Here is a 15,676-nt window from a genome sequence, read left to right as displayed (position 1 = left end):
GCCGTCCGTCATGCCTGCTGCTCGGGCCGTACGTCGGTGCGTTCGGCGATCACGACCGCGTAACGGCCGACCGCATCGGCGATGCGCTGGGCGAGTTCGGGATCGCGCACCGCACGCGCGAGCGTGACGCCGCCCGACAGCAGCGCGAGGAACGCGATCGCGCGATCGTCGTCGGGCGATTCGCCGAGCCCGGACGACACTTCGTCGACGATCTGCTGCAACGCCTGTTCGTACGCGTCGCGCGTGTCGTCGTCGGCGCGCATCACTTCGGGCGACAGGCTCGGCAGCGCACAGCTCTCGCCGAGTGCGCAGGTGCGTCGCGGCCCGAGATAGAACGCCACGAACGCGCGCCGCCAGCGCGCGCCATGCTCGGCCTTGAGCGTTGCGACGCCTTGCCGAAGCTGGTCGAGGCCGTCGAGCACGATCTGGCGGAATGCTTCGCCCTTCGACTTGAAATGCCCATAGAACGCGCCGTTGGTGACGCCTGCCGCCTTCGTCAACGGACCGATGCCGGAGCCGCCATACCCTTCCTGGCGGAACAGGCGGCTCGCGGCCTCGAGGATACGGGTGCGGGTTTCGTTCTTGTGCTCGACGGAATAACGCATGACAGGCTCGCTTCAGAGTGATCGCTCTTTATTGCTTGCATAGAGAGCGATTAGTGTCTAATGTATAGAGAGTGACTGATACTTATATCACGTCACGATTCCGATGACCTGACCTGGAGAAAGTGCGATGCCGATTACGCTGACCGTATCAGAAGGGGTTTTCACGCAGGAAAACGAAGGGCCGGTGTTTGCCGAACTGACCGATGCGCTGCTGGAAGTCGAGGGATTGACCGGGAACGCGTTCCTGGCGCCGAACCTGATCGGCACGCTGAATGTGCTGCCGCGTGACAGGACCTTCGTGCAGGGCCGCGCGGAGCCGGCGGCGTTCGTCGAACTGAAGCTGCCGGCCGTCGCGCTCGCCGCGCCCGACACGCAGCGGCGATTCGTCGAACGGGCCACCGAGATCGTGTTGCGCCGCGCGGGCGGACGGCTGACGCCCAGGCAGGTCTGGGTCAACCTCGTTCACGCGGTCGACGGCGGATGGGGGATCGCCGGACGCCGTTACGACAACGCGGCGCTGGTCGATTCCATCCAGAGCGCGGCGGCGGCGCAATGATCGCAACTAACGGTCAAGCCGTCGCACGTTGACGGACGGTGCGGCGATTCCATCGCCGCACCGCTCAATGCTGACCGTCTTCAGCCCGCAGCGCCCGCACGAGTTCCCCGGCCGCCTTGCCGAGCCCCGTATGTTTCGGCCGCCGCAAATACACGGGCAGCGGCAGCCCGTTGCGGATGTTCGCGAACACGAGCGATACGAGTTCGCCGTCGGCCACATACCGGCCGATGATCGATTCCGGCAAGTTCGCCCAGCCATGACCGGCCTTCACGAGCGCGATCGCGGTCGCCATGTCGGTCACCTTCCACGTGCGGTTGCCGATCAAAGGCCGCACGTCGGTGAGCGGCCGCTCCGGATCGGCGATTACGATCTGCCGGAACCCCGACAATCGTTCGATCGCCTCCGGATGCGCGGCTTCGGCAATCGCAGGATGATCGGGCGCGGCGACCGCGATCAGCGTCTCGGTCCACAGCGCGTGAATCTGTTCCTGCGGATGAAGATCGAGTCCGCCGTACGCGATGCAAAGATCGACGGCGCCGCGATGCAGTGCGTCGACGATCGCATCCTGCGGCGCCGTGACGAGGCTGACCGCGAGCGCCGGATACTTCGCCGCGACGGCCGTCAGCGCGCGCGCAATCGGCGCGCCGTCGATTTCGGCCGCGAGCCCGAGCCGCAGCGTGTCCTCGACGCCTTCCGACAGATGCTGCGCATGCGCACGTAGCGCATGCAGCCGTTCGGCGATCGAGCGCGCGTCGGGCAGCAACGCGGCCATCGCGGCGGTCGGCGTCGGTTCGCGCGTGCCACGGTCGAACAGCTCGAGATCGAGCTCGGCCTCGAGGTTCGCGATCGCCATGCTGATCGCCGACGGCGTGCGGCCGAGCGCACGCGCGGCGGCCGAGAACGAGCCTTTGTCGATGACGGTCAGCAGCATGTCGATGTGGTCGCTGGTCAGCATGCGCGCCTCCTGTCAGAAAAATTGAAAGGACCTGACTTTTGCGGACGAAGTGCCCGCTGTAGTCTCGCCACCTGGTTCGAAACGAAGGTGGTCGGTCATGCAAGGATGGAAGAGACGCATAGTCTACGTCGTGATGTTCGAGGTGCTCGGCATCCTCGTCGCATCGTCGGTGCTCGGCATGCTGAGCGGCGCGAGCGCGGCGACGAGCGGACTGCTCGGCGTGATGATCTCGACGACGGGCGTCACCGTCAATTTTCTGTACAACCTCGGGTTCGAGGCGTGGGAGCGGCGGCGCATGGCCACTACGCGCACCGTCGGGCGGCGCGTCGTGCATGCGATCGGGTTCCAGGTCGCGCTCGTGACGTTCCTGATTCCGCTGATCGCGTGGTGGCTCGACGTGTCGCTTTTGCAGGCGTTCCTGTACGACGCGGTGCTGATCGTGTTCTTCCCGATCTTCACGTTCGCGTATAACTGGGCGTTCGACAGCGTGTTCGGGTTGCCGGATGCGGTGACGCGCAAGGCGGCGCCGGTGGCATGACGCAGAGGGATGCGAAACGATGCGGACGGCCTGCGCCGTTTCGCGTCTGCAACAGAGAGGAAGGCCGGGCGGCGCGCATGCCGCCCGTGAGCGTTACGCGGCGACGAACTCGTGCACGTAACGGTTGAACACCGCCGGGCTCGCTGCATTCATCCCGTGCGACGCACCGGCGACGGTTTGCCGTTGCGCATTGCCGATCCACTGCGACAGCGTGTCGACGTTGTGGCGGAACATCTTCGGGCTGCGCTGGCCGTCGATCAGCAGCGTGCGGCATGCGATATCGCCGGCCGTGTGCTGCGAATACGCGGGCAGCGGGTCGCGCAGCTGCTTCGGCAGCGTGCTTGCATTGTCGATCGCCATCGTGCGAAAGCGCGACGTGCTCTTCTTCCATGCGCCGGGCAGGCTCACGGAATCGACGAACATCTCGAGACCGGCTTCGACTTCGCCTTGATCGATCAGGTTCACGGCCTTCGTGCGCAGCGCGATCGCGGTGGCCGGCATGGCGGCTTCGCGTACGCCCGGCTGCTGGAGCGGGCCACCCGGATCGGCGAGCGTCAGCGATTCGACGAGGTGCGGATGCTGGCGCGCGACGTTGAACGCGACGCTGCCGCCGCGCGAATGGCCGACCAGATGCACGGGGCCGAGATCGAGCGCGTCGATGAATTCGGCGAGCTCGTCGACGTGGTTCTGCCAGCTGAACTCGTCCTGGATGCCCGCTTCGACGGCCGGCCAGTAGTGGCTCAGGCTCGGCGCGATGCAGCGGTAATGGGCCGACAGCGCCGCAAGCTGAGGATCCCAGTAGCGGTAGTCGCACAGCGAGCCGTGCACGAACACCATCGGCGCACCGCTGCCCCGCTCGACATACGGCAGGCTGATGCCTGACGAAAGCGTCGAAAATTGCAGGTCGGGGTTCGCGAGCACGGACGGCTCGATTCGCATGTTCATGACTGAAAGACTCAAAGGTGCGTCAACACGACGCAACTATGCATCACGGCGACCTGCAAGGAAAACGCATAATTTTCATCGTGACGATCAATTTTATTGATGGTTGCGCTGGAAATCCTTGTCGGAGCGTGATCATGCGTCGAAGCCTTCAATCATCTGACGATTGATTGCGGCACCGTAAGGGCGTGCGGCGGCCTGCGCGCACGCGCCTTTGCATTGGAACGGGGGAGGGGTGGACGTCAGCGCACCGTCAACGCGGGCGCAGTCTGAAGCTCGACCGGCAGATCGTTATCGGCCGCGAACTGCATCGCGAAGTCGAACGCATCGGCGCACACGGCGCGCAATTCGTCCGACACGACCAGGCATTTGACGCCGCCGTCGACGACCGGCATCGCGAGCCGCGACAGCGCGCACGGATAGCCGGGCCGCCGTTCGCCGACGAACAGCGTGATGACGCCGGCGAGGCGTTCGGGCCAGTCGCTCGGGCGGAAGGTTTTCTGCGCGCGGGTGACGCCGCGGATCAGGTGGCCGTGGGGTTGACCGATGACGCGGCCGTGTTCGGTGACTTCGATGCGATCCATGCTGTTTTGCGTTTCTTCGTTCGCGTCATTCGCCGCCGTCGGCCGCCGCGTCGCCGCGCGCGGGAATCCGCAGGTTGCGCAGCTTGTGATAGAGCGTTTTCTTCGGCATGCCGAGCGCCTCGCTCGCGTCCGCGACGTTGCCGTGGTGACGCCGCAGCATGTCCTCGATCAGCATCCGCTCGAAATACGCGAGCTGTTCCGCGAGCGTGCTGCCCACGGCCGGCGCTTCGCCGGACGACAGCAGGCTGTCGCCGGTCAGCCCGAGCACGAAGCGGTCGGCCACGTTCTGCAGCTCGCGCACGTTGCCGGGCCACGCGTGTGTCATCAGTTCGGATACCTGCGCAGCCGTGACGACCGGCGCCGGCTGCCCGAAGCGCCGCGCGGCCGCGAGCACGAAATGCTCGAACAGCAGCGGCACGTCCTCGCGCCGCTCGCGCAGCGGCGGCAACTCGATCTGCGCGACGTTGAGGCGATACAGCAAGTCCGCGCGAAAGCGCCCGTCGGCCGCGAGTTCGGCGAGATCGGCCTTCGACGCGGCCACCACGCGGCAGTCGACCGGAATCAGGTCGTTCGCGCCGAGCCGCTCGACCACGCGCTCCTGCAGCACGCGCAGCATCTTGATCTGCAGCGCGATCGGCATCGTCTCGATCTCGTCGAGGAACAGCGTGCCGCCATCCGCCCATTCGATCTTGCCGATGCGCTTCTTGATCGCGCCGGTGAACGCGCCGGCCTCATGGCCGAACAGTTCGCTTTCGAAAATCTGCTCCGGCAGGCCGCCGCAGTTCAGCGCGACGAAATGCGCATCGCGCCGGCCGCCGAAGTCGTGCAGGCTGCGCGCGATCAGCTCCTTGCCGGTGCCGGTCTCGCCGGTGATCAGCACCGACACCGACGTATCGGCGAGGCGCAGGATCTTCTTGCGCACGTCGGCCATCGCGGGCGACTTGCCGAGCACGAACGCCTCGATGCCCTGCCAGTTGTTCAGCGCCGCGCGCAGCCCCTGCACCTCGAGCGTCAGGCGGCGCTTCTCGACCGCGCGCGCCACGCGGCCGGCGATCAGGTCCGACGAGAACGGCTTCTCGATGAAGTCGTACGCGCCGACCTGCATCGCGCCGACGGCCGTCGAGATGTCCGCGTGGCCGCTGATCAGCACGACCGGGATCTGCGCATCGATGGCCATCACGCGGTCGAGCAGCTGCAGCCCGTCGATGCCCGGCATCCGCACGTCCGACACGATCACCACCGGCGCGCCGGGCGCGACGTGGGCGAGCGCATCGGCGGCCGACGCGAACGCGTCGACCGGGAACCCGGCGAGCGCGACGGCCTGCTCGACGCCGATCCGGACGTTTTCATCGTCCTCGACGACCAGCACCCGAATCTCATCTTCCATGCTCTGTCCTTTGTTGCGGCGTCGCCGCCGCGAATTCGATGGTGAACTGCGCGCCGCCTTCATCGCGGTTCGTCGCGGTGATCCTCGCGCCGAACGCCTCGACGATGCGCGACGTGATCGCGAGGCCGAGCCCGAGGCCCTGGCCGCGCGGCTTGGTCGTGACGAACGGCTCGAACAGGTGCGGCAGCACGTCGGGCGCGATGCCGGCGCCGCTGTCGGCCACCGTGAAGCGCACGCGGCCGGCGTCGTCCACGTCGTCCACTTCGGCCGTCTCGATGACGATGCGGCGCACCGGCGCGTCGTGCACCGCGTCGAGCGCGTTGCCGAGCAGGTTCACGATCACCTGCTGCAACTGGCTCGATTCCGCCGATACCGTCGTGCCGGGCGCGATGTTCACGTCGAGCCGCACGCCTTCGTCGCGAATGCGCGCATCGTAGATGAGCCGCGCATGCGCGACGGCCTCGTTCAGCGACACCGCGACGCGCTCGACGTCGGGCTTGCGCGCGAAGGTCTTCAACTCGCCGGTGAGCACGGCCATGCCGTCGACCAGCTTGCCGACCCGTTCGAGATTCGCGAGCGCCGGCGCCGGCTGGCCGCGCTCGAAGAACGTGCGCGCGTTGTCGCACAGCGTGCGGATCGCGACGAGCGGCTGGTTCAGCTCGTGCGTGAGGCCGGCGGCCATCTGCCCGAGCACCGCGAGCTTGCCCGCGTGCACGACTTCCTGCTGCGACGCGCGCAGCCGCTGTTCGGTGCGTTCGCGCTCGACGATCTCGCGCTGCATCCGCTCGTTCGCGGCCGTCAGCGCGGCCGTGCGCTGCGCGACCGTCAGTTCGAGCCGGTCGTTCGCGCGGCGCAGCGCGTCCTGCGCGCTCAGCCGCGCGAGGATCGCCCGGCGGCGCTGGATCGCATAGCCGACCAGCAGCGCGACGATCAGGAACGCGCCGGTGACGAACACGAACGCCGTCTGCTGCTGGCGCCGCGCGCCCGCGATGTCGAGCAGCACCATCAGCGAATCGCCGGCTTGCGGCGCGGGGCGCGACATCACGAGATAGCGCGTGGTGCGGCCGGCGTGGCGCGGATCGGGGAAGGTGCTGAACCAGGCGGCCGAACTGCGGTCGCCGATGCGGCGATAGGTCAGCGCGTCGACGGTGCGGCCCGCGTACTGGCGCGACGCCTGGATGTCGCGTTGCTGCTGCGCGGTGATCGGGCGCAGCGCGGTGAATTTCCACGCGGGCTCGGTCGAGATCACCACCACGCCGTTGCTGTCGACGACCAGCGCGGCGACGCCCGGCGCACGCCACGCCGATTCGAGCGGGTCGACGCTGATCTTCACGGCGGCGACGCCGACCGGCGCGCCGTCGCTGCGCACCGCGCTCGCGAAGTAGACGCCCGGCACGCCGGTGTTGGTGCCGATGCCGAAGAAGCGGCCGCTGCCGCGCGCGAGCGCGTCCTTGAAGTACGGCCGGTACGACACGTTGGTGCCGACGAAGCTGATCGTCTCGTTCCAGTTGCTCGCGGCGATCACGTCGCCTTGCAGATCGATCACGTCGACCGCGCCGCTGCCCGCGTCGCGATTCACGGCTTCGAGGTAGGTGTTCACCGCATGCACGAGCTCGGGCGCATCGTTCGGCGCGGCTTTCAGCATCGCACGCACGCCGTCCTGCCGCGCGACCAGGCCGGGCAGGATCTCGAAGCGGCCGAGTTCGCTTTTCAGGCTCGACGCATACAGGTCGAGCCGGTGCGCGCCGGCTTCCTCGAGCGCGTCGATCGCGCGTTCCCACGCGAAATCGACGGCCGCGCCGGCCACGCCGACATACAGCACCGCGGCCGATGCCCAGCCCCACCACGGGATTCCCTTGAAGCTCTTCTGCACGTTCGCCCTCATCGAAGCCCGCAACCGCCGGCCGTCCGCAACCGGCTCTCCGCAACGACGCGCGCCGCGCGCCGGCAGGGCCGGCGGCGGCGCGTGCGAAGCAGCCGGCGCGACGGTGCGCGCGACCGCGCGTTATCCGAAGTGCGCGACCAGGATCAGCGTGACCGTGACGACGATCGCGCCGCCGATGCGCGTGGCGATCTGCGCGAACGGCATCAGCTGCATCCGGTTCGCGGCGGTCAGGATCGCGACGTCGCCGGTGCCGCCTTGCCCACTGTGGCAGGCGTTCACGATTGCGGTGTCGATAGGGTACATCTTCAGCAGGCGGCCGACCACGAAACCGGTGCCCATCAGTGTCGCGACGGTCGACACGATCGTGACGACGTTGACGATCGTGAACGCGGCGGTCAGCTTGTCCCACGGCGTCATCGCGACGCCGATCGCGAACAGCAGCGGATACGTGACGGCGGTCGAGAAGAACTTGTAGACCACGAACGCGCCTTCCTGCAGCGGCGGCGACACCGCGCGCGCGAGCTTCACCAGCACCGCGAGGAACAGCATCGCGACCGGCGCGGGCAGGCCGAACAGCTTGTGCGCCATCAGGCCGACGAGGTACAGCGTGATCGCGGTGATGCCGGCGCCCGCGATGTGCGTGACGTCGACGTGGCCGCGGATTTCCTCGTTTTCAGGCGTCATGTCGCCGCTTTCGCCGACTTGCAGGCGACCGTTGCCGGTCAGGTGCGGCAGGCGCTTGCCGAGCATGTCGAGCGCGCCCGACAGGATGATCGCGGTCAGGCTGCCGAGCATCACCGACGGCAGCACCATCGCGAACATCTCGCCCTGCGGCAGGTGCATCAGTTCCGAATAGCCGATCGACAGCGGAATCGCGCCTTCGCCGACGCCGCCCGCCATGATCGGCACGACGATGTACAGCAGCGTGTGGCGCGCGCCGAGACCGAGCGCGGTGCCGACCGCCGTGCCGACGATCGCGGCCGCGATCGAACCGACGGCGAGCGGGACGAAGATCTTCACGAAGCCCTGGATCAGCACGCGGCGATCCATGCTCAGGATGCTGCCGACGATGATCGACGCGATGAACAGGTACAGGAAGTTGGTCGACTTCGTGAATTCGACCGTCAGGTTCAGCACCGGCTTCGGCAGCACGTGGTAGTACGTGAGCGCCGACGGCACGAAGGTCGCGAAGATCGCGGCCGCGCCGATGTTGCGCAAGAGCGGCAGGCGCTTGCCGAGTTCCGCGCAGGTGAAGCCGAAGAACGCGAGCACGGCGATCGCCATCGAGATTTCGCCGGGCACCTTGCCCGTCACGACGAAGCCGACGATCAGCCCGAACAGGATCACGTAGACCGGCAGCGGGATGATGCCGATGCGGATTTCCATCAGCTTCCACCAGCCTGCCGGCCAGAAGCGTTCGCGCGTGGCGGGACCGGCTGCGGCAATCGGCTCCGGATGGGACGGGGTTTGGATAGAGGTCTGCAAGACGTGTCTCCTGATGTTTGGAATGCCTGCATTGCTTCGCGGCATCGTGTGCCGTCTATTACGCAACCCCCGTGCCAGAATTCCAGCCCGCCGGAATATTTTCAATGCATTGATTCATAAGGGATTTGTTTCGTCTGCGGAAAGAGTTTTCCAGGTGTGATGGCCGAGATTTCGGAATCGGCGCGGCGGCCAGGCCGAGATTTCGGCCTGATGGCGGCCCGGGCAGCCGGCCGGGCCCGACGCCCGCCATATCGCCGCGCGCGATTTTCTTCGCACAATCGCTTCGTAGACCGCCCTCCCGCCGCTCTCTATCATCGGCTGATCCTTTTCCGATGCGATGACGACCGTCCGGAGAACGCCCGCGCGTTCGCCGCGGCGCCGCTCATCCGTCGATACCGTCTTTGGACAGGAGAGTGGTTTCCATGCTGCATCCCGTTTTTTCCGCCCGCTTTTCCGCCGGCCGTGTGGCCCGCCTGGCCCGCCTGCTGACGGCCGCGCTGCTCGGCGTCGTGCTGCTGAACGGCGCACGCGCCGACACCGCGCCGCTGAAGGTCGGCATCTCGACCAGCCCGCAGATCGAGGCGCTGAAGATCGCCGCGAAGGAGGCCAAGGAGCAGGGCCTCGACGTGAAGATCGTCGAATTCACCGACTGGAATACGCCGAACGCGGCGCTCGCGAACAAGGACATCGACGTCAACTACTTCCAGCACATCCCGTTTCTCGAGAACGCGAAGAAGCAGGGCGGCTACAACTTCATCTCGATCGCGCCCGGCACGATCATGAAGATCGGCCTCTATTCGAAGAAGGTGAAAAGCTTCGCCGAGCTGAAGGACGGCGCGCGCGTCGCGATCGCGAACGATCCGGTGAACGGCGGGCGCGGGCTGTTGCTGCTGCAGCGCGCGGGACTCATCACGCTGAAGCCGGGCACCGACTACCGAGCGACGACGCATGACATCGTCGCCAACCCGAAGCACCTGAAGATCATCCCGCTCGAAGCGTCGCAACTCGCGCGTTCGCTCGACGACGTCGATCTCGCGCAGGGCTACCCGAGCTTCATCAAGCTCGCCGGCACGACCGATCCGAACAGCGCGCTGCTGTTCGACGGCACCGAGAACAAGAACTTCGCGATCCAGTGGGTCGTGCGGCCCGAGAGCGCGAACGATCCGCGCATCCGCAAGTTCATCTCGATCTACCAGCACTCGCCGGCCGTGCGTAAAGCGCTCGACAACGCGTTCGGCTCGCTGTACGCGATCGCATGGTGACGGAGCCAGACATGACGACGGCGAACCGCAAGAAAATCCTGCTCAACGCGTTCAACATGAACTGCGTCGGGCACATCAACCACGGGCTGTGGACGCATCCGCGCGACCGCTCCGCGCACTACACCGATCTCGACTACTGGGCCGATCTCGCCAGGACGCTCGAACGCGGCAAGTTCGACGGGATCTTTCTCGCGGACATCGTCGGCGTGTACGACGTGTTCGGCGGCGGGCCTGACGCCGCGCTGCGCGAATCGGTGCAGGTGCCCGTCAACGACCCGCTGCTGCTCGTGCCGGCGATGGCGCAGGTCACGCGGCATCTCGGCTTCGGCGTGACCGCGAACCTGACCTACGAGCCGCCGTACCTGTTCGCGCGCCGCATGTCGACGCTCGATCATCTGACGAAAGGGCGGGTGGGCTGGAACATCGTCACCGGCTACCTCGACAGTGCCGCGCGCGGGATGGGCCTCGCGCAGCAGATCGGCCACGACGACCGCTACGAGCGCGCGGACGACTACATGGACGTCGTCTACAAGCTGTGGGAACAGAGCTGGGACGACGATGCGGTGATCCGCGACGCGCAGGCGCGCGTGTTCGCACAGCCGGGCAAGGTGCGGCGCGTGAAGCACGACGGGCCGTTCTATTCGATCGATGCGATTCATCTGAGCGAACCGTCGCTGCAACGCACGCCGGTGCTGTACCAGGCCGGCTCGTCCGCGCGCGGCGTCGAGTTCGCGGGTCGTCACGCGGAATGCGTGTTCGTGAACGGGCAGAGCAAGGCCGCGGCGCGCGCGGCGGTGCTCGACATCCGCGCGGCCGCCGCGCGGCAGGGCCGCGACCCCGCGTCGATCAAGATCTTTGCCGGCGTGAGCGTCGTGACCGCCGAGACCGAATTGCTCGCCCGCGAAAAGTTCGACGAATACCGGCGCTATGCGAGCCCGGAAGCCGGCCTTGCGCATTTCGCGAGCTCGACCGGCATCGACTTCGCGAAGTACGGCCTCGACGAGCCGATCTCGTACGTGAAGACCGATTCGATCCAGTCGGCCGTCGACGCGATCTCGCGCAAGAGCACGACCGGCACGTGGACCGTGCGCCGCATGCTCGAACAGATGTCGCTCGGCGGACGCTATGCGCCGATCGTCGGTTCGCCGTCGCAGGTCGCGGACGAACTGCAGTCGTGGATCGACGAGACCGGCATCGACGGCTTCAACCTGACGCGCACCGTGATGCCCGAGTCGTTCGAGGATTTCGTCGACTGGGTCGTGCCCGAGCTGCAGAACCGCGGCGTCTACAAGGAAGACTACGATCCCGCGCCGACGCTGCGCGAGAAGCTGTTCGGTGCAGGCCCGCGCCTGCCCGTCTGGCACACCGGCGCGCAGCACCGGCCGGCTGCCGTATCCGAACCCGCGCATCCCGCGCATGCCTGAACGTGACGGAGCGAAGCGATGACGCAATTGTTCGATACGCTGGGTTTCATCGAGACATCGGCCGTGCGTGCCGGCGCCGGGGTCGGTGCCGCGGCGCATGAGGAAGCCGTGACGCCGGCCGACGGCGCGGCCGTGTCGCTGGAGCAGGTCGGCAAGGTGTTCGCGACGCCGCGCGGCCACGCCGCCGCGCTGCGCGACGTGACGCTCGACGTGCGGCGCGGCGAGGTGTTCGGGATCATCGGCCGCAGCGGCGCCGGGAAGTCGACGCTGCTGCGGCTCGTGAACGGCCTCGAACGGCCGAGCTCGGGCCGCGTGCGCGTGCAGGGCGTCGACGTCGGCGCGCTCGACGAGGAAGGCCTCGTCGCGTTGCGGCGCCGCACCGGCATGGTGTTCCAGCATTTCAACCTGCTGTCCGCGAAGACGGTGTTCGAGAACGTCGCGCTGCCGCTGAAGATCGCCGGCGTGCCGAAGGCCGAGCGCGTGCGCAAGGTCGAGGCGCTGCTCGACCTCGTCGGGCTCGCCGCGAAGCGCGATGCGTATCCGGCGAGCCTGTCGGGCGGGCAGAAGCAGCGCGTCGGCATTGCGCGGGCGCTGGTGCACGATCCCGAGGTGCTGCTGTGCGACGAAGCGACGTCGGCGCTCGATCCGGAGACCACGCAATCGATCCTCGCGCTGCTCGCCGACATCAACCACCGCCTCGGACTGACGATCGTGCTGATCACGCACGAGATGGAAGTGATCCGCGCGGTGTGCGACACGGTCGCGGTGATCGAACAGGGCGAAGTCGTCGAAACGGGCCCCGTGTGGCGCGTGTTCGGCGATCCGCGTCATGGCGCGACGCGCGCGCTGTTGAGCACGCTTCAGCACGACCTGCCGGCCGAGCTGGCCGCGCGCGTGCGGCCGCTGCCCGAGCAGGCCGCGCTGCCCGTCGGCGCACAGATCGTGCTCGACGTCCGTTATACGGGCGAGAGCGGCGGCGAGCCGGACGTCGGCGCGCTCGCGGCGGCGCTCGGCGGCTCGGTGCGGTTTCTGCACGGCGGCATCGAAAGCATCCAGGGGCATGCGCAGGGGCGGCTCGTGATCGCCGCGACGCCGCGTGCGGATGACGCCGGCCCGTCGGCGGCGCGCGGCGGTGCGGTCGCCGCGCTGCTCGAACGCGCGCGCCGCCATGCGAATCATGCGGAGGTGCTCGGCTATGTTTGAGCTCTGGTGGCCCGAACTGCTCGACGCGATCCGCGACACGCTGTCGATGGTCGCCGCGTCGGCCGCGATCGCCGCGCTGATCGGCATCCCGCTCGCGGTGATCCTCGTGACCACCGCGCCCGGCGGCATCTACGCGCGGCGCGGCGTGAACGCGGTGCTCGGCGCGCTCGTCAACGTGTTCCGCTCGACGCCGTTCATCATCCTGCTCGTTGCGCTGCTGCCGTTCACGCGCGTGCTGATCGGCACGACGATCGGCGTGTGGGCGGCCGTCGTGCCGCTGTCGATCGCCGCGATCCCGTTTTTCGCGCGGATCGCCGAAGTGAGCCTGCGCGAAGTCGACCGCGGGCTGATCGAGGCCGCGCTCGCGATGGGCGCGAAGCGCCGCCACATCGTGTGGCACGTGCTGCTGCCGGAAGCGCTGCCCGGCATGCTCGGCGGCTTCACGATCACCGTCGTCGCGCTGATCGGCTCGACCGCGATGGCGGGCGCCGTCGGCGCGGGCGGCCTCGGCGATCTCGCGATCCGCTACGGCTACCAGCGTTTCGATACCACTGTGATGGCGACCGTGATCGTGATCCTGATCGCCCTCGTTTCAGCCGTGCAAATCACCGGCGACCGCCTGGTCCGACACGTGACCCGGCGTACTTGAGCGGCGCCACAAGCGTCCGCTTGTTTCATTCCTGATCCTGAGAGAAAAACCCATGACCTTGCCCATCGGCGCGCCGCGCGAATGGAACGGACAATTCGAGGAAGCGCTGTTTCTCGACGTGGCGCGACGCCATCGTCCGGACTTCCCGGACAAACTGGCGACGCCGCCGCGCGAGCCGCGCAACGGCGACGAGCTTGCCGCCATCGCGGACTACTACACGAAGATGGCGTCGCACGACCTGTTCATCGTGCAGGTCGTCGCGAAGGCGATCGATACGCTGTTCCGCGACGATCCGCATTTCCAGTTGATCCTGTCGCGCCAGCTCGGTGACGACGGCGCGCACGCGGTGATCGGCCGTGAGCGCGTGACCGCACTCACCGGGCGCGATCCGCTGCCGGAAGTCGACCGGCTCGTCGCCGCGCACTGGGCGCGCATCGGCGACATCGCGGTGCGCGACGTCGCGGGCTTTCTCGCGTTCGAATGGCATTACGAGCTGCACATCCTCGCGAAGCTGTGGATCCAGCGCAAGACCGGCCGCATCGGCGACAGTGCGATGCGCGAGCACGGCGAGAACCGGATCCGGCCGGACGAGGAGTGGCATCGCGTGCAGATCGTCCAGTGGTGGTTCGACACGCTGCAGGCGCTGCCGGACGCCGAGCGCGACGCGCTGATCGATCGCGTGATCGCGGCCGACGAGGAAACCCAGGCGCGGCTCGACGGCTACCTGCACGACGAGTACGCGCACACCGCGCTGGTGTTCGGCGCGGATATCGCCGAATATCGTGCGATCTACGACGACTGGCGGCGCGAGATCCTGTCGCGGCTGACCGGCCGCCGGCTCGGCGCGCTCGTCCCGCTGTCGGGCGAAACCGTTGAACAGGAAGCTGTCGCATGAACGATCCACGCGGCCCGGCGACCCTCGCGCCGGATACCGATACGCCGGCCGTCGACCGCGCTGCGCTGGCACGCGCGATCGACGCGCTGCGCGTGAGCGCCGCCGAGCGCGACCGCGCGGGCGGTCATGCGGCGCAGGAGAAGCAGTGGCTCGCCGAGGCGGGCTTGCTGACGCTCGCGGTGCCGCGCGCGTTCGGCGGGCAGGAAGCGGCGTGGCCCGCGATCTACGACGCGATCCGGCAGGTCGCACGGGTCGACAGCGCGCTCGCGCATCTGGTCGGGTTTCAGTGCCTGCAAGTGGTGAGCGTCGACGTGTGGGGCAGCGCCGCGCAGCGCGAGCGCTACCTGCGCGGCACGGTCGACGGGCGCTGGTGGTGGGGCAACGCGGTCAATCCGCTCGACACGCGGCTCGTGGCCACGGCGACGCCCGACGGCGGCTACCGGCTCGACGGCGTGAAGGGCTTCTGTTCCGGCACGCGCGGCTCGCAGCGGATGACGGTGTCCGCGCACGATCCGGCCACCGGCCGCACCGTGTTCGGCGTGGTGCCGACCGATCGTGAAGGAATTACCGTCAACGAGGATTGGGACCCGATCGGCCAGCGTCAGACCGACAGCGGCAGCGTGCGCTTCGACGGTGTGACGCTCGCGGCGGACGAGGTGCTGCATCGTTCCGAAACCCCGCCGACGCCGCGCGCGACACTGCGCACGCTCGTGTCGCAACTCGTGCTGACGAACCTGTTCGTCGGCCTGGCGGAGGGTGCGCTGGCCGAGGCGCGCGACTACGTGCGGCAGCATGGCCGCCCGTGGATTCACTCGGACGTCGAGCGGGCCGAAGACGATCCGTACACGCTTCAGCGCTTCGGCGACATGCGCGTGCGCGCGATTGCCGCGGCGGCGCTGGCCGATCGCGCGGCAATCGCGTTGCAGCACGCGTGGGCGCGGCAGGATGCGCTGACGGCCGACGAACGCGCCGAAGTCGCGCTTGCGGTCTCGGAAGCGAAGATCGTCGCGCAGCGCGCGGCGCTCGACAACGGCGAGGCGCTGTTCGACGCATGCGGCGCGCGCGCGACGGCCGCGTCGCTCGGCCTCGACCGCTTCTGGCGGAACGCGCGCACGCATACGCTGCACGATCCGCTCGACTACCGGCTGCGCGACGTGGGCCGGTTCGCGCTCACCGCGGAATTGCCGCCGGCGTCGCTCTATACGTAATACGCAGCGGGGCGGTACCGGCACGGCGCCGCGTACTGCTGCCTTCGCTGTCGCCACATCGATGAGCCGGCCTGCTGGACGTCCGGAATGATATGTTA

General features: G+C 67.9%; 15 protein-coding genes. 8 read left to right on the top strand and 7 right to left on the bottom strand.

The window, feature by feature from the left end; genetic code table 11:
* Positions 1-8: 8 nt before the first annotated feature.
* Entirely contained in the window at positions 9-605 is a 597-nt protein-coding gene (locus HWW87_RS31055) for a TetR/AcrR family transcriptional regulator (protein WP_175823502.1), read from the bottom strand.
* Positions 606-732: 127 nt separating this feature from the next.
* Between HWW87_RS31055 and HWW87_RS31050 the strand changes: the two genes are divergently transcribed.
* A complete protein-coding gene (locus HWW87_RS31050; protein ID WP_175823501.1) occupies positions 733-1,161 on the top strand; it encodes a Tautomerase enzyme in 429 nt (142 codons plus the stop codon).
* Positions 1,162-1,225: 64 nt separating this feature from the next.
* Here the strand turns inward: HWW87_RS31050 and HWW87_RS31045 are convergent, their stop codons facing one another.
* A complete protein-coding gene (locus HWW87_RS31045) occupies positions 1,226-2,116 on the bottom strand; it encodes a LysR family transcriptional regulator (protein ID WP_175823500.1) in 891 nt (296 codons plus the stop codon).
* Between the two features lie 97 nt (positions 2,117-2,213).
* Between HWW87_RS31045 and HWW87_RS31040 the strand changes: the two genes are divergently transcribed.
* Positions 2,214-2,654 (top strand): PACE efflux transporter, encoded by a 441-nt coding sequence (locus HWW87_RS31040; RefSeq protein WP_175823499.1) that lies wholly within the window; start codon positions 2,214-2,216, stop codon positions 2,652-2,654.
* 93 nt (positions 2,655-2,747) lie between these two features.
* Here HWW87_RS31040 and HWW87_RS31035 read toward each other — a convergent pair whose 3' ends face one another.
* The 5 genes from HWW87_RS31035 to HWW87_RS31015 all read right to left on the bottom strand — a co-directional run bounded on the left by HWW87_RS31035 (position 2,748) and on the right by HWW87_RS31015 (position 8,937).
* On the bottom strand, positions 2,748-3,599 hold the full coding sequence (locus HWW87_RS31035; protein WP_175823498.1) for an alpha/beta hydrolase: 852 nt from the start codon (positions 3,597-3,599) through the stop codon (positions 2,748-2,750).
* 239 nt (positions 3,600-3,838) lie between these two features.
* Positions 3,839-4,180 (bottom strand): DUF3579 domain-containing protein, encoded by a 342-nt coding sequence (locus HWW87_RS31030; RefSeq protein ID WP_175823497.1) that lies wholly within the window; start codon positions 4,178-4,180, stop codon positions 3,839-3,841.
* Between the two features lie 25 nt (positions 4,181-4,205).
* Positions 4,206-5,567, bottom strand: a complete 1,362-nt coding sequence (locus HWW87_RS31025) for a sigma-54 dependent transcriptional regulator (protein WP_175823496.1) — start codon at positions 5,565-5,567, stop codon at positions 4,206-4,208.
* Entirely contained in the window at positions 5,557-7,452 is a 1,896-nt protein-coding gene (locus tag HWW87_RS31020; RefSeq protein ID WP_175823495.1) for an ATP-binding protein, read from the bottom strand. Before HWW87_RS31020 ends, HWW87_RS31025 begins: the two co-directional genes overlap by 11 nt.
* Positions 7,453-7,572: 120 nt before the next feature.
* Positions 7,573-8,937: a 2-hydroxycarboxylate transporter family protein gene (locus HWW87_RS31015; protein WP_175823494.1), complete on the bottom strand. Its 1,365-nt coding sequence runs from the start codon at positions 8,935-8,937 to the stop codon at positions 7,573-7,575.
* A gap of 422 nt (positions 8,938-9,359) precedes the next feature.
* On the opposite strand from HWW87_RS31015, the gene HWW87_RS31010 reads away from it, so the two are divergent.
* Genes HWW87_RS31010 through HWW87_RS30985 form a run of 6 tightly spaced genes read left to right on the top strand, consistent with a single transcriptional unit; the run spans position 9,360 to position 15,578 of the window.
* Positions 9,360-10,199, top strand: a complete 840-nt coding sequence (locus HWW87_RS31010) for a MetQ/NlpA family ABC transporter substrate-binding protein (protein ID WP_175823493.1) — start codon at positions 9,360-9,362, stop codon at positions 10,197-10,199.
* 11 nt (positions 10,200-10,210) lie between these two features.
* A complete protein-coding gene (locus HWW87_RS31005; RefSeq protein WP_175823492.1) occupies positions 10,211-11,623 on the top strand; it encodes an LLM class flavin-dependent oxidoreductase in 1,413 nt (470 codons plus the stop codon).
* Positions 11,624-11,641: 18 nt separating this feature from the next.
* Positions 11,642-12,826, top strand: coding sequence for an ATP-binding cassette domain-containing protein (locus HWW87_RS31000; RefSeq protein WP_175823491.1), 1,185 nt, complete (start codon positions 11,642-11,644; stop codon positions 12,824-12,826).
* A complete protein-coding gene (locus tag HWW87_RS30995; RefSeq protein ID WP_175823490.1) occupies positions 12,819-13,475 on the top strand; it encodes a methionine ABC transporter permease in 657 nt (218 codons plus the stop codon). The genes HWW87_RS31000 and HWW87_RS30995 overlap by 8 nt, the downstream gene beginning before the upstream one ends.
* A 52-nt stretch (positions 13,476-13,527) precedes the next feature.
* Positions 13,528-14,370 carry a hypothetical protein gene (locus tag HWW87_RS30990; protein WP_175823489.1) on the top strand — a complete coding sequence of 281 codons (843 nt, stop codon included), beginning with the start codon at positions 13,528-13,530 and terminating at the stop codon, positions 14,368-14,370.
* Entirely contained in the window at positions 14,367-15,578 is a 1,212-nt protein-coding gene (locus HWW87_RS30985) for an acyl-CoA dehydrogenase family protein (RefSeq protein ID WP_175823488.1), read from the top strand. Before HWW87_RS30990 ends, HWW87_RS30985 begins: the two co-directional genes overlap by 4 nt.
* Positions 15,579-15,676 lie beyond the last annotated feature (98 nt).

This window comes from Burkholderia sp. BCC0419 (assembly GCF_902830285.1).
In the GTDB taxonomy this organism is placed as follows: domain Bacteria; phylum Pseudomonadota; class Gammaproteobacteria; order Burkholderiales; family Burkholderiaceae; genus Burkholderia.
This window is presented reverse-complemented; position numbering and strand designations above follow the sequence as displayed.

What these genes read in the sequence shown, in the direction of transcription:
- HWW87_RS31050 (WP_175823501.1), top strand. Translation starts at nt 733, where the DNA reads ATGCCGATTACGCTGACCGTATCAGAAGGGGTTTTCACGCAGGAAAAC.
- HWW87_RS31040 (WP_175823499.1), top strand. Translation starts at nt 2,214, where the DNA reads ATGCAAGGATGGAAGAGACGCATAGTCTACGTCGTGATGTTCGAGGTG.
- HWW87_RS31045 (WP_175823500.1), bottom strand. Translation starts at nt 2,116, where the DNA reads ATGCTGACCAGCGACCACATCGACATGCTGCTGACCGTCATCGACAAA.
- HWW87_RS30995 (WP_175823490.1), top strand. Translation starts at nt 12,819, where the DNA reads ATGTTTGAGCTCTGGTGGCCCGAACTGCTCGACGCGATCCGCGACACG.
- HWW87_RS31030 (WP_175823497.1), bottom strand. Translation starts at nt 4,180, where the DNA reads ATGGATCGCATCGAAGTCACCGAACACGGCCGCGTCATCGGTCAACCC.
- HWW87_RS31010 (WP_175823493.1), top strand. Translation starts at nt 9,360, where the DNA reads ATGCTGCATCCCGTTTTTTCCGCCCGCTTTTCCGCCGGCCGTGTGGCC.
- HWW87_RS31055 (WP_175823502.1), bottom strand. Translation starts at nt 605, where the DNA reads ATGCGTTATTCCGTCGAGCACAAGAACGAAACCCGCACCCGTATCCTC.
- HWW87_RS31025 (WP_175823496.1), bottom strand. Translation starts at nt 5,567, where the DNA reads ATGGAAGATGAGATTCGGGTGCTGGTCGTCGAGGACGATGAAAACGTC.
- HWW87_RS31000 (WP_175823491.1), top strand. Translation starts at nt 11,642, where the DNA reads ATGACGCAATTGTTCGATACGCTGGGTTTCATCGAGACATCGGCCGTG.
- HWW87_RS31005 (WP_175823492.1), top strand. Translation starts at nt 10,211, where the DNA reads ATGACGACGGCGAACCGCAAGAAAATCCTGCTCAACGCGTTCAACATG.
- HWW87_RS31035 (WP_175823498.1), bottom strand. Translation starts at nt 3,599, where the DNA reads ATGAACATGCGAATCGAGCCGTCCGTGCTCGCGAACCCCGACCTGCAA.
- HWW87_RS30985 (WP_175823488.1), top strand. Translation starts at nt 14,367, where the DNA reads ATGAACGATCCACGCGGCCCGGCGACCCTCGCGCCGGATACCGATACG.
- HWW87_RS30990 (WP_175823489.1), top strand. Translation starts at nt 13,528, where the DNA reads ATGACCTTGCCCATCGGCGCGCCGCGCGAATGGAACGGACAATTCGAG.
- HWW87_RS31020 (WP_175823495.1), bottom strand. Translation starts at nt 7,452, where the DNA reads ATGAGGGCGAACGTGCAGAAGAGCTTCAAGGGAATCCCGTGGTGGGGC.